The sequence below is a fragment of the Devosia sp. GW821-FHT12F11 genome, assembly GCF_058806655.1.
The window spans coordinates 608,046-620,861 of record NZ_JBXAPX010000001.1 but is presented as its reverse complement, the minus strand read 5'-3'; the positions used below and the strand labels follow the sequence as shown (position 1 = coordinate 620,861).

Genomic DNA, 12,816 nt, shown 5'->3' with positions numbered 1-12,816 from the left:
TGATGCAGGCCCTTCGGCGAACTTGCCACCAAACAGCGCCCCAAACTCGGTGTCATCCCTGCGAAAGCAGGGACCCAGCTCGCCGCAGCGCCAACGGATGGATGGGGCCCAGCTTTCGCTGGATGACAGCCGGTGGGTGGGCACGACCGTAACTACAACAGTAGCCTGGCGCATATGGGCCTGCGCCGGGATGACATCGAATTCCTGGGTGCCGCTGGTGGCAGACACTTACCGCTTGATGCCGCGCTCCAGCACCTGGTTGAGCAGCACGGCGGCGAGGATGGTGGCGCCGGAGACGACGAGGCGCCAGTATTCCGAGACGTTCATCAGCACCATGCCGTTGTTGATGCAGCCGAGGAACAGCACGCCCAGCAGGGTGCCCCAGATGCGACCCTTGCCACCGAACAGGCTGGTGCCGCCGATGATCACCGCGGCGATGACGTTGAGCTCCATGCCGGTGGCGGCGGTGCCGTTGCCCGAGCCGATCTGGCTGGCGATCAGCATGCCGCTGAGCGCGGTGAGCCCGCCGGTGATGGCGAGCGCCAAAGTCTTGGTGCCGTAGACGTCGATGCCCGAGAGCCGCGAGGCCTCGGCATTGCCGCCCACCGCGTAAACGGCGCGGCCGAAGCTCGTATACTTCATCAGCACATGCATGGCGGCGAATACCGCGAGGAAGAAGAACACCGGCGTCGGCACGCCACCGACATTGCCGGCGCCGAAGAAGTTGAAGCCCTTGGGGAAGCTGGTGATCGGGAAGCCGCCGGAGATCAGGTTGGCGACACCGCGCAACCCCGCCAGCATCGCCAGCGTGGTGATGAAGCTCGGCACGTTGAACCATTGCCGCATCTTGCCGGTGAACACTCCGCAGCCGATGCCGATGGCGATGGCGGCCAGCGCACCGATGGCGACCGCCGGCCAGGGGCCGATGCTGTCGCTGAGCGCGCCGCAGGTCCAGCCGAGGATACAGCCGGCCAGCGCCGCGCCGGCGCCGACCGACAGATCGATCTCGCCGGCGATGATCACCGCCGTCATGCCGAAGGCGATGATCCCCAGCATCGAGACGGCGCGCAGCACGTTGAGCAGGTTCGGGAGGCTGGCAAAGCCCGGCGCGGCGACCACCAGCACCAGGATCAGTGCGACGAGGATCAGCTCCATGACGACGTAGCGCAGCATGGTGAGGCTGAAGCCGCCTCGCGGCGTGGTGCGTTCGGCGTCGGCGCTCATCGGGGACGTCCCTCCATGCAGAGCTGGTAGAGTTCGGTGAGGTTGGTGGTCTCGGGCGTCACTTCGGCGACGAGGCGACCGTGGTGCAGCACGAGGATGCGGTCTGCGACATCGAGCAGTTCCTCGAGCTCGCTCGACACGAAGATCGAGGAGAGCCCAGCGTCGGCCTCGGCCCACATGATCTCGAAAATCTGTTGCTTGGCCTGAATGTCGACGCCGCGGCTCGGCTCATCGAAGAACATTACTTTGGGGGCAGTGTTGAGCCAGTTGCCGATCACCACCTTCTGCTGGTTGCCGCCCGAAAGGGTCGACACCGGCAGCAGCGGATCGGCCACCTTGATGCCGAGATCGCGGATCTGGCGCGTGACCGACGGGGTCTCGCGGGCGCGGTTGGTGAAGCCGGCGCGGGCGATGCGATCGAGGCTGGCGAGGATCAGGTTGTCGTGGATGGCGGCCATCTGCACCAGCCCGACCTCCTTGCGGTTCTCGGGGGTGTAGCCGAGCCCCAGCGCCTTCATGCGCTTGGGGGTGGGCTTATTGACGCGCTGCCCGCCAAAGCTGATCTCGCCACTGTCGAGCGGGTCGGCGCCGAAGATGGCGCGCAGCACCTCGGTACGGCCGGCGCCGAGCAGGCCGGCCATCCCCAGCACCTCGCCTGGATAGAGCTCGAACGAGATGTCGGTGAAGGCCGGGGCTCGGCTGAGGTCGCGAACCGCCAGCACCGGGTTGCTGCGGCTGACGGCGCGACGTGGCGGGCGCGAGGCTTTCGCTACGTCGCCGAACATCATCTCGACGATTTTGGCCGGGCTCGCATCTGATATCTCGATGGTGCCGACATAGTGGCCGTCGCGGACCACGGTGCAGGTATCGGCGAGCTCGAACAGCTCGTTCATCCGGTGGGTGATGTAGATCACCGTGACGCCACGCGCCTTGAGCCGGCGGACCAGATCGAACAGGTGTGACACCTCGCGCGCCGCCAGCGCCGAGGTCGGCTCGTCGAGGATCAGCACCGATGGGGCAAAGCTCATCGCCTTGACGATCTCGACCATCTGCTGCTGGCCAAGGCTCAGAGTCTGGACCAGCCGGCGCGGTTCGATCTCGAGCTCCATTTCGGTGAGCAGCGCCGCAGCCTGCTTATGCAATTCGGCCCAATCGACGAAGCGACCGCGCCTGGGCAGCCGGCCGAGAAAGATGTTCTCGCCCACCGACAGCGAGGGCACCAGCGACAGCTCCTGGTGCACGGTGACGATGCCGGCGGCAAAGGCTTCAGCGGGTGTCGCGAAGCTCACCTCGCGGCCATTCACCGACATGGTGCCGGAGGTCGGCTGCACCGCGCCGGCGAGGATCTTGATGGCGGTGGATTTGCCGGAGCCGTTGCGGCCCATCAGGGCATGCACGCGAGCGGGCGCAAAGGCATGCGAGAAATGCGACAGCGCCAGCGTGCCGTCATAGGCCTTGCTGACATCGCGGAATTCGATGGCGCCGCGCATCCGGAGACTCCCGAGACGAGGACGCCGCCGATCCCGGATCAGGATTGCGCTTCGTCGAAGCGCCATCCTGTTCCAAGCCCTTGTTTTGTCGCGAGATCGAACCGGAAAAGTCTGCAACTTTTCCTGATCTCGCTCCAGAGGACCGGCGGCAGGGGCCGATTACTGCTTCACACTCGCCGCATAGGCCTTGACCGCCTCGAGATCGTAGCGGCTCAGCGCCAGCGGCGGGATGTCGTAGGTCTTTTCGGTGGCTTCGCCCTTGGCGGCGGCGAGCGCCACGTCGGTGGCTTTCTTGCCCATCTCGAAGGGCTGCTGCGCCGTGGTGGCGATCAGCACATTGTCCTCGTCGAGCAGGAACCCGGCCAGCTGCTCCGAGCCGTCGGTGCCGAACACGAACACCTTGCCCTGCAGCCCCGCGGCGCGCACCGCCTGCACCGCGCCGACGGTACCGCCTTCGTTGGCGGCATAGATCACCTGCAGGCCGGGATTGGCAGTGAGGATGTCGGTGGCGACGGTCACGGCATTTTCGGCGAGCCAGGCATCCTGCGTCGCGACGATGTCGAGTTCGGCGCCGGCCTTGGCCTTTTCGAGAAAGCCGTTGGTGCGGTCGTCACTCATCTGCTGCAGCTGCGAGCGGAAGCCGAGCAGCGCCACCTTGGCCTTGCCGCCGAACGTCTCGGTGATGAACCGGGCCGCTGCCTCGCCGGTGAAGCGGCCGATATCGAGCTGGCTGGTGCCGATATCGGCAACCTGGAAATCGGAATTGATCGAGGTGCCGTAGAGCACCACTTTGACGCCGGCATCACGGGCGCGCTCCAGCGCCGGGATCGAGGCATCGCCGTTGAGCGGGGCGAGGACGATCGCCTTGGCGCCGCGGGCAATGAAGGTATCGACCAGCTCGGCTTCCTTTTCGAGCTTGTTCTCGGAGTTGCCCTGCAGGAGCGTCGCGCCGCCATCCTTGGCGCTTTGCTCCATGCCGAGCTGGATGCCGCGGAAGAACTGATCCTGCTGGAAGATCATGCCGCCGATCACCGTCTCCTGCGCCAGGGCGCCGCCAGCATAAAGGCTAGCGCCGGACAAAAGGGTAGCGAGGCCGGCCGAGGCCAGCACCAAACGTGCGAACTTCATCGAAACTCTCCTCCGGCGTCCGGGGGAACGCCATGTCACGGCCGGCAAGGCGGCCGCCTCCCTCGTCGCTTCCTCCAGCGACGGCAACACTCTTGCAAATCGCCGCGACGAGAGTCAATGCATATTGCATGCATAGTGCGTCACGATAAGATGGTGCGGATGAAGCAATCGAGGGCGTTGCTAGAAACCGCCATCGTGAGCAGGGCAAGCGACTTATGGATATTGGAAGCAGTTGCCTCGAATATGCGATCCTGCGCACGGACTGACAGAGGGGCACCCAGATGGTAGAACGACGCCCGATGTCGCCCAAGCCTGAAGCGCCGCTCTACCAGACCATCTATGCGGTGCTCCGTGAGCACCTTGAGCAGGGGGCATTTCCGGCCGGCCTGGTGCTCGGCGAGGCCAATGTGGCACGGGCGTTCAAGGCGAGCCGCATCCCGGCGGCCGCCGCGCTGAAGCGGCTGAGCGACGAAGGGCTGATCGGCAGTTTTGCCGGACGGGGCTTCATTGCCCGCGGTGGCGAGGCTGCGCCCAAGCCACTGCGGCTCGAACTCAGCGAAGCGGGCCTCGTGCTGCCGCCGGCGCTCGAGGCCGACGGTTCACCGCGCAATATCGGGCTCAAGATCTACCCCGAGGTCGAGCACGCGGTGGCCGCCAGCCTTGCCTATGGGCGGTTCATGCTCAACGAATCGGCGCTCGCCGAGCATTACGGCGTCAGCCGAACCATTGCGCACGAGGTGCTGACCCGGCTGGCCCGCACCGGCATAATCGTCCAGGAGGCCAACCAGCGCTGGTATGCCGGACCGCTGACCGCCGAGTCGATCCGCGAGCATTACGAGATGCGCTGGATCCTCGAGCCGGTGGCGCTGCGCCAGGCGTTTCCGAAATTCACCGAGGCGGAGCTGACAGCCCGCCGCGACCGCGTGATGCGGGCGCAAGGCGGCGATCGCGGCATCATGGAGCTCGAGGGGATCGAGCAGGACCTCCACATCGACACCGTGGCCCGCTGCAACAACCGCCAGCTGCTGCAGGCGGTGCAACGAAGCCAGCTGCTGTTGATCGCCACGCACGCAACCTTCCGCAGCCACCGCACCGGCACCGAGATTTCCACCATGCTGGAGGAACACCGGAGCATCTACGACCTGCTGCTCGACGGCGACCTCGACAGCGCCTGCCGCATGCTGGAGACCCACCTCCACCGCTCCATGCACCCTAATATCGAAATGGTCGCCCGGCTCGGCCCGATGCCGGAAGCGGCGCGGCTGCCCTACCTGACGCCGGTGGACCGCAGCGGCAGCTGAGGCGGCCGCGGCCTGACGCATCGTCCAATACCGGATGAGGCAGAGCGTCGATCCGTTGGTCCCGGATAGACGTTTGCAGCATCGTGGACAGAATCAGCCACCACTGATCCAACTAAAGTACGACAATACTGATCGGAGCCGCGCGTTCTCGGTCTGATGCGGCGGCGCACGGCTCAGAAAAGCTCCGCCCTGGGTGGTGGAAGCTTAGCCTCAATGATCAAGCAGCAGGTCTATATCTACGACAGGAGCCTCAAGGGGACGTCGAGCCGGCTTACGCCCGACCGCCTCGTTGCCGTCAAAGGCACGACGACCGGGCCACTGGTTTCGTGTCTCATGGTGACGCGGGGCGATCTCCCCCGGGTTCGCGCATCGATCGGCTACTTCAGAAAGCAGACCTATCGCAACAAGGAGCTGGTTATTGTCTCCGACGCGGTAACCGAGGAGCTGCAGCGTCTCATCGAAACAAGCGGCGGCGACATTCGTCTCGTCCGCGTCGATGAGCAGCTGTCGCTGGGGCTGCTCAGGAACATCAGTGTCGAACAGGCGCATGGGGAGATCGTCTGCCAGTGGGACGATGACGACATCTACGGCGCGCATCGCATCGAGCGGGGCGTCGGCGCGCTGTTGCAGGCGAAGGCGGATGCGGTGTTCCTGCGCCAATGGTGCATCTGGTCTCCGCGGCAGAAAATCCTGATCCTTTCGGGCACCCGCGTCTGGGAAGGTTCAATGGTCGCCTTCAAGCGGGCGCTCCCCCGCTATCCCGACGCTCCACGCGCCGAAGACACTGCGATGGTCGAGGCGATGTTCGGCACGCGCTCGATCGCGCTGATGGATGACCCGCTGTCCTACTGCTACTGCATCCACGGTCAGAACACCTACGATGAGCCGCATTTCCGGATCATGCTCGGCGATGCCAGTCTCAGGCTCAGCTACGGCAGGGCGTTGGCGGCCTTTTCGGCGTTCTTCGCGTTTGACGAGCACCCTGCCCTCGGCGACTCGGACCGCAAGCTGCTGGCCGAGAACGCCGGAGATGTCGGCCAGTTGCGTCGTCTGGCGATCTATGTGGGCGTCAACCAGTTCCTGCGACGCCTGCGCTACCGCTTCAAGCGCCGTGCCGCATAGCTGCCAAGTTAGCTCGTGGGCAGTGCCCTCGCCTCGCGGAAGAGCAGAGCGGCGTCCAGGGAAAGTTGCAGGCTTTTCCTGGTCAAAAGCGCGACGAAGTTCATGACCTAGGCTGACGCGTCGGTCGGCATCGAGGCGCCGCGGAAGCGTGAGAGCAACAGCGCGGTCCCCGTCCCCAGCATCGTCGCGCCGGCAGTTGCCAGTGCGGTACGGTCGCCGAACTGCAGGGCCAGCCAGCCGCCGAACGGAGCCGCCAGCGCGATGAGGCCCCAGTTGATCGAGCGGATGGTGGTGTTCATTCGCCCGCGCAACCGCGATGGCGTCACGGCGTTGCGGAAGCTCGTCTCGAGCGGGCCGCGCAAGCCGAACCCAACGCCGTAGACGATCTGCGCCGCGATGAGTGCAAATAGCGTGAGGCCTGACTGCGGCGCCACCGCCACCAGCAGCCACCCCGCCCCGGTCAGGTAGTCGCAGAAGAGGATTGCCTTGCCGGTCCCGAATACACTCGCCGCCCGCTCCGCCAATCCGGCCCCCAGTACACCGGCCAGCCCCGCTACCCCCAGGGTCAATCCCACGGCACCCGCATCGAGCCCGAGCTTCGTCGCATGGAAGATGTAGACTGTCCCGGCGATCGCATTGGCGATGAACCAGGCGTGCAGGCAAAGTGCATAGGGCGCGAGGAAGGGGTGTCGGTAGACCCAGGCAATCCCCTCCCTGAGATCGGCGCCGACCGAAGATGGTGCCCGCTGTTCGGATGGCTGCGGATCTGGAACGCCCGCGAGCAGCACTGCCGAGGCGGCGTAGGTGAAAGCATTGATCAGCATGGTGACCGGGGCCCCGACCACACCCGCAAGCAGGCCGGCGAGCAAAGGCCCCAGCGTCTGCGCCGCGGTGTAGGTCTGGGTCATGACCACGCTCCCCGAAGCCAGAAGGCTCGGCGGCAACAGGTCGGCAGTGAACGATTGATGCGCCCCGCCCTGCAGCACCGCCGCCGTGCCGAGCAGGAATACCAGCAGCAGCAGCCCCAGTGGCGAAAGCGCTCCCAGAACGCCCAGCCCTGCGATCACAAGCAGCAGCAGGCAACTGGCAATATCGGTAGCGATCAGGAGTTTCCTGCGCCGCACCCGATCCGCGATCACCCCCGCCAACAGCCCGAACAGCAGCGAGGGGAGCCATTGCGCCGACCGGACCCAGCCGATCTCCAGTTGATCGGCATGGAGGGCGTGGATCATCAAGAGCTGCAGCGACAGTCCGAAAATGAATGTCCCGAATGTCGACAGCCCGTCGGCGAGCCACAGGCGCACGAAGCCGGGATAGCGCAGCAACTGACCAAATGAGGATCGCTCAACCATATGGCGCCTGTCTCATACACGCCTGGTCAGCGTGTCGCATTCACCGTGATCGCCGCAAGGGGGCGTCCGCGGGTACGCGCTGTCATGGGAACTTCGGGTTCGCGAGAGACAGTTCACCGGTCGGAGCCGATTGAAATCAGCGCCGTAACGCTCGCCTCACGGCCTGCGACCTAGCCCGCTGTTGGGCGCTGGCCTGCAGCCAGCCGCCTGAAGCCACCAAGGCGCCGGCTGGGTCACTGAAGCGCGTCCCGAAACCGGTCCCACTTTCGGCAGACATGCCGTGGGAATGGCGAAGCACCCGCCCTATCGCGATGGTGCAGGGACGGCGATCGGTGTTGCGATCGATCCATCGTGATAGAGAAGCACGCGCTCTTCCTCGCCGTCGGGGGTGAAATATGACACCTCCGCGAGGATGTTTTCCGGCTCGCCTAACAGATAGGGCCTGGTCCGCATGACCCTTTCGGCCGCCGCAATGGGGTGGGCGGCAATGGCTCGCACCGGTTTGTCGAAGGCAATGCCGCCACGCCCACCGATATATCGCGCCACCTGGAAGGCGAACTGAACATCACCCATTCACGCCTCCCCGCGAACGCATCTGACGGTGGCGCAGGATTGCCGCGCGATAGCTTTGAGTTCGTATGCGGCCAGAATGAAACTCATGGTGCCTACCTCCTTCCGTCGCGACAATTCAGCCAGGGACGATGAGGCAGATCCGCTGATACGCGCGTGCGCTGCACCGTTCCCGGCGAGGCCTGGAAAGACTCCGACCAAGCCGGATAGTCGCGTCGCGAGCTGTGGCCCGCCAGCGGCGCAAGCAATTGCAGATGCCACTCTTCGGGCTTCACGCCAGAACGGCATCGGGCATGAAAGCTACAGCTCAGACGTCATGGCCACGTGATCCCGGCATGCGAGCAACGTGATTTGCCCGTGAATTTCTGTCTGCTACGGTTCACTTCGTCGATCGAGCAGTGAGCGAAACGGCCCGTGACCTCGCACCGTCTGTATCTCAATCTCCTGGGCCCGTTCGAAGCACGGTCACAAGATGGACGCGTGATCGAGTTCAGGCTGAAGACGGCGCGTCTGGTGCTTGCATGGCTGGCGCTCCGCCCAAGGCAAAGCGGCAGTCGCGAAGAGATCGCGGCTCTGCTGTGGAGCGAACGGAGCGAGGCCCAGGCGCACCAGAGCCTGCGCCAGACCCTGGCGGTACTTCGGCGGTCCCTCAACGAACAGGCCAGCGAGGTGCTTGAGGTCGATCGTGAGAGGCTGAGCTTTGCCTCAGGCGCGGTGCAGTCGGACGTCGCCTTGCTTGCGATCGAGGCCGACAGCGCCGTTGAGGGCCTGGAGCGGGCGGTGGCGCAATACCGGGGAGAATTCCTCGAAGGATTGAGCATCCGCGATCCTCTTGGCCAACAATGGCTCGAGGACCGGCGCGCCGAACTTCGTGCCATGGCGACCAAACGCTTCGAATGGGTGCTTGCTGCCTACGAGCGGGCGGCACGCCATAAAGATGCCGAGCCCATCGCGTCCCGCCTGGTCGAGATCGATCCGCTCGCCGAACCGGGGCATCGCGCCTTGATCCGGGCACACCTCGCCGCAGGTGAACGCGCCCTCGCCGTTCGGCAATACCAACGTTGTCGCGATATCCTGTTGCGCGAACTGTCCGTTGAGCCGGCGGCCGAGACGAAGGCATTGCTGCGGCTGGCAGCCGACCCGGCGCCATACCATCTGGATGCTGCGCCTGTTGTGCGGGACCAGTCCCTCGGCCGGACGCAGCAAGCGCATAACCTGCCGCGCCAGATGACCTCGCTGGTCGGTCGCGACGCAGAGGTGGAGGAGGTGCTCGCCCGCCTCCGCCGATACAGGCTGGTGACGCTGACCGGCCCCGGTGGCGCGGGCAAGACTCGATTGGCCGTTGAAACCGGCTTCCGACTCGCCGGGGGATATGCGGACGGAGTCTGGCTGGTCGAGCTGGCCTCGATTGCCGATCCACAACTGGTTGGGGAAGCGTTGTGCGGTGCATTGGGGGTGCCCGTGGCCGGCGATCGGCCAGCCATAGACAGCGCCATCGCGCATCTGAATCAGCGGGATGTGCTGCTCATTCTCGACAATTGCGAGCATCTGGTCACAGCCTCGGCGGGGCTCGTCGAGATGCTGTTGGGAGCTTGCCCGTCGGTTTCCATCCTGGTGACCAGCCGCGAGAGCCTGGCCGTTCCAGGTGAGAGCCAGTATCGGGTGCCGAGCCTCGCCTATCCAGCCCGCTCGGAGGCAATAAGCCCCGCTGCCGCAGTCGCCCACAGCGCCGTGCAGTTATTCGTCGATCGCGCCGCCGCCATGATCGACGGGTTCGTCCTTGATGACGGCAATGCGCCCGCCGTCGCCAGCATCTGCAAACAGGTGGACGGAATCCCCTTGGCCATCGAGCTGGCGGTCGGGCGTCTCAAGATGATGGGCCCCGATTGGCTGGCCAGCAATCTCAGCGCGTCGTTCATGACGCTGCGCCGGTCGACGAGGGCCGGCCCCCGACATCATCAGACCCTGCGCGCCATGCTCGACTGGAGCTACGACCTGCTGCCCGCCAAAGAACAGGCACTGTTGCGCCGACTTGCGGTTTTCGCCGGCGGCTGCTCGCTGGCATCGGCGATGCGGGTCGCCAGCGGCGAGCCGATAGCCGAGGACGAGGTGTTCGACCTCTTGTCCTCGCTGGTGGAAAAGTCGCTGGTGGCAGTGGATCTGACCGAAGCCGAGCCGCGCTACCGCCTGCTCGAGACGACGCGAAGATATGCACTGGACAAGCAGGGCGAAACCGGCGAGCCGGGTCGGCAGCGTGAGCTCGCGGCCTATCTGATTGATCGGTTCACCGAGGCCCGGGAGACCTGGTCGAGGACGCCCACCGTCACCTGGTTGGGCCGATATGAACCGGAGCTCGACAATGTGCGGGCCTCACTCGAATGGGCCTTTGGAGCTGAAGGCGAGGCCAAGCTCGGCGTTCAGCTTGCCACTCTAAGCATCCGGCTCTGGGATGAGCTCTCGCTGTTCCGGGAACGCGAGCGCTGGACCGAAATGGCGATGCTCCAGGTGGAAAAGAGTGCGCCCGAAATCGCAGGGCGCCTCTACCTGACGAGGACATCCAACAGTGCGCACGGCGATCATTCCGGCTTTGCCTTTGCCGAGCAGGCGGTTCAGCTGTTCCGATCCGCCGGCCGCGATCTCGATCTCGGCGAAGCCCTGGCCCGCGCCGGGGCCGCGCTTCTGACTATGGAGACAATAGGAAAAGCGCTGCCGTATCTTGAGGACGCCCTGAAGGTGCTCGAGCCGCTTGGCCCGACCAAACCGCTGGCGAGTTGCCTGCGCTCCAAGGGGGTGGCGGCATATCTGGGTGGCGACGTCGCAGGGGCTCGAACCCTGATCGGCAGATCCATGGCCGTGTGCAGGAGCGTTGGCGATTCCCGAGGTGTCGCAAGCGCGCAGATCGCGCTCGCAGAGATGGACTTCATTGCCGGCGACGTGGCGAATGCCATCGATGGAATCCGGCGCATGCTCGGCGGCCCGGACCATAACCGCCGGCAGGCGACCCTTGGCCTCAGCAACCTCGCCTCCTACCTGCTGTCGGATGGCAAGCTGGAACTGGCTCGCCAGGCAGCGAGCGAGAGCTTGCGAGAGGCGAGAGCCCTAGGCTGGCCGGCAGCAATAGTTCGTGCCGGGGAACACCTGGCGCTGGTGGCCACCCTCGAAGGCGAGGCGGAGCTCGCCGCCCGGCTGCTGGGGTATACCGAGGCCTTCTACGCCAAAGGCAGCGCCAGCCGGGAGTGGACCGAGCAGGTCACCCACCAACGCCTGGTGGCAGAACTGTCCAGGCGGCTGTCGCCGGCCCGCGTGAGCGCCGCCATGCAGGAAGGCGCCGGTTGGAGCGAGCAACAGGCGATAGAGGCGGCTGTCGTCGTGGGCCGGGGGGCGAGCGCGGCGGAGGTTTAGGTGGGCCCGGAAACGGGGCTCGGCATCGCCGCCTGGTGGTCCTGCCGCCAACGAAAAACCCCGGCGCCGCGAGGCACCGGGGTTGATTGGTCGGAGTAGAGTGATTCGAACACTCGACCCCCTGCTCCCGAAGCAGGTGCGCTACCAGGCTGCGCTATACTCCGTCAGATTGCCTCTGGACCCATGGTGCCGAACTCCGGGATGGTTCGGCGGGTGGCCAGCAGCTAACGAGGCGCGTTATAGACTCGGTCCCGAGGCAACTCAAGCGCCTAACTGCGGCGATTTCCGATTGGTTGCGTCGGTATTGTGAAGCGTGTAGGAACGCGCGCGTTGGGGCGTCGCCAAGTGGTAAGGCAGCGGTTTTTGGTACCGCCATTCCTAGGTTCGAATCCTAGCGCCCCAGCCAGTTCCCCGGAACCAGCGTTCGCCGGCCATCAACTCGCCGAGGTTCGGTAAGGCGCGAGGCTCCAGGTCGTGATCGGCAAGCGGGTCGATCCAGCCGAGCGCCAACGCCCGTTCCAGCGCCCGGGCGCCCAGTTCGGATGCGAGGACTGCATCGGCACCCCGAAAAGGTTCGGCCGCCTCGCTCATGTTAACCCCAATCCTGCAACATTCTCCGACCCCTCTTGGTGCGGTCTTAGGAAACTGTTAACCTCAAATCACGGCGGACCATAACCAAGACTGGAGCTTGGCAGTGGTTAACCGGATTTGGACGCACCTCCCCGCCATCATTTGCGCCTGTTTGCTCGCCTTCCCGGCGCTATCGGGAGGCACCTTGGTTCGGCAATTGCCCGACACCAAGCCTTCAGAGCAGCTCTCGCGCGCCGACCTTCTTGCCCATAAGGGCTATTATCCGCAGTCCTGCGCGGGCCGCACGGTCTGCATATTCAGCGGACCGGGCGGCGAGGTATGGGTGTGGGAGGGATACGCCCGCGCCATGCTGCAGGAAGGCAAGACCCTGCTGTTCAGGGGCAAGTGCCAGAGCGCCTGCTATCTCGCTTATCTCGAAGCGCTTGATTTCAAGGCCAAGGGCAGCCCCGGACGCATCGAGGTGGCGCCGGGCACGGTGTTCTACAACCACAAGCCCTACCTGCTTCGAAAATGAGGAAGGTCTGGGCGCGGCTTACCGACCAGCTGGATCGCATCCCATCCAGCTGGGGCCTGCCGATCATGGTGATCGTGGGCCTGATCTTCTGGATCGTGGTGCTGAAGCTGGTGGGGTTTTAG

The 12,816-nt window shown here is 65.1% G+C and carries 11 protein-coding genes and 2 tRNA genes; 6 read left to right on the top strand and 7 right to left on the bottom strand.

The genetic code is table 11. The features are described 5' to 3' along the window. Positions 1 to 228: 228 nt before the first annotated feature. The 3 genes from AC1ROK_RS03175 to AC1ROK_RS03165 form a co-directional block, all read right to left on the bottom strand. Positions 229 to 1,224: an ABC transporter permease gene (locus tag AC1ROK_RS03175; RefSeq protein WP_492843755.1), complete on the bottom strand. Its 996-nt coding sequence runs from the start codon at positions 1,222 to 1,224 to the stop codon at positions 229 to 231. Beyond that, positions 1,221 to 2,714: a sugar ABC transporter ATP-binding protein gene (locus AC1ROK_RS03170; protein WP_492843753.1), complete on the bottom strand. Its 1,494-nt coding sequence runs from the start codon at positions 2,712 to 2,714 to the stop codon at positions 1,221 to 1,223. The genes AC1ROK_RS03175 and AC1ROK_RS03170 overlap by 4 nt, the downstream gene beginning before the upstream one ends. A 159-nt stretch (positions 2,715 to 2,873) precedes the next feature. Then, the gene (locus tag AC1ROK_RS03165; protein ID WP_492843751.1) at positions 2,874 to 3,842 is read right to left on the bottom strand and encodes an ABC transporter substrate-binding protein; all 969 of its coding nucleotides are present in this window, start codon (positions 3,840 to 3,842) and stop codon (positions 2,874 to 2,876) included. Positions 3,843 to 4,123: 281 nt separating this feature from the next. On the opposite strand from AC1ROK_RS03165, the gene AC1ROK_RS03160 reads away from it, so the two are divergent. Beyond that, complete coding sequence (locus AC1ROK_RS03160) at positions 4,124 to 5,143, top strand: GntR family transcriptional regulator (protein WP_492843749.1); 1,020 nt, start codon at positions 4,124 to 4,126, stop codon at positions 5,141 to 5,143. Positions 5,144 to 5,356: 213 nt separating this feature from the next. Next, positions 5,357 to 6,265 (top strand): glycosyltransferase family 2 protein, encoded by a 909-nt coding sequence (locus AC1ROK_RS03155; protein ID WP_492843747.1) that lies wholly within the window; start codon positions 5,357 to 5,359, stop codon positions 6,263 to 6,265. A 107-nt stretch (positions 6,266 to 6,372) separates the two neighbouring features. On the opposite strand, the gene AC1ROK_RS03150 is transcribed toward AC1ROK_RS03155, so the two are convergent. Together AC1ROK_RS03150 and AC1ROK_RS03145 are read right to left on the bottom strand one after the other, a co-directional pair. Beyond that, on the bottom strand, positions 6,373 to 7,617 hold the full coding sequence (locus AC1ROK_RS03150; protein ID WP_492843745.1) for an MFS transporter: 1,245 nt from the start codon (positions 7,615 to 7,617) through the stop codon (positions 6,373 to 6,375). Between the two features lie 303 nt (positions 7,618 to 7,920). After that, complete coding sequence (locus AC1ROK_RS03145) at positions 7,921 to 8,190, bottom strand: hypothetical protein (protein ID WP_492843743.1); 270 nt, start codon at positions 8,188 to 8,190, stop codon at positions 7,921 to 7,923. Between the two features lie 477 nt (positions 8,191 to 8,667). Here AC1ROK_RS03145 and AC1ROK_RS03140 point away from each other — a divergent pair, with 477 nt between their 5' ends. Beyond that, complete coding sequence (locus AC1ROK_RS03140; protein ID WP_492843741.1) at positions 8,668 to 11,589, top strand: ATP-binding protein; 2,922 nt, start codon at positions 8,668 to 8,670, stop codon at positions 11,587 to 11,589. A gap of 87 nt (positions 11,590 to 11,676) precedes the next feature. Here AC1ROK_RS03140 and AC1ROK_RS03135 read toward each other — a convergent pair. Then, a tRNA-Pro gene (locus AC1ROK_RS03135) sits at positions 11,677 to 11,753 on the bottom strand. Positions 11,754 to 11,920: 167 nt separating this feature from the next. On the opposite strand from AC1ROK_RS03135, the gene AC1ROK_RS03130 reads away from it, so the two are divergent. Next, a tRNA-Gln gene (locus AC1ROK_RS03130) sits at positions 11,921 to 11,995 on the top strand. Here the strand turns inward: AC1ROK_RS03130 and AC1ROK_RS03125 are convergent. Next, positions 11,968 to 12,180, bottom strand: coding sequence for a hypothetical protein (locus tag AC1ROK_RS03125; RefSeq protein ID WP_492843739.1), 213 nt, complete (start codon positions 12,178 to 12,180; stop codon positions 11,968 to 11,970). The two genes, AC1ROK_RS03130 and AC1ROK_RS03125, sit on opposite strands and share 28 nt — an antisense overlap. Before the next feature lie 97 nt (positions 12,181 to 12,277). On the opposite strand from AC1ROK_RS03125, the gene AC1ROK_RS03120 reads away from it, so the two are divergent. Next, positions 12,278 to 12,694 (top strand): hypothetical protein, encoded by a 417-nt coding sequence (locus AC1ROK_RS03120; RefSeq protein WP_492843737.1) that lies wholly within the window; start codon positions 12,278 to 12,280, stop codon positions 12,692 to 12,694. Next, positions 12,691 to 12,816: a hypothetical protein gene (locus AC1ROK_RS03115; protein ID WP_492843735.1), complete on the top strand. Its 126-nt coding sequence runs from the start codon at positions 12,691 to 12,693 to the stop codon at positions 12,814 to 12,816. Before AC1ROK_RS03120 ends, AC1ROK_RS03115 begins: the two co-directional genes overlap by 4 nt.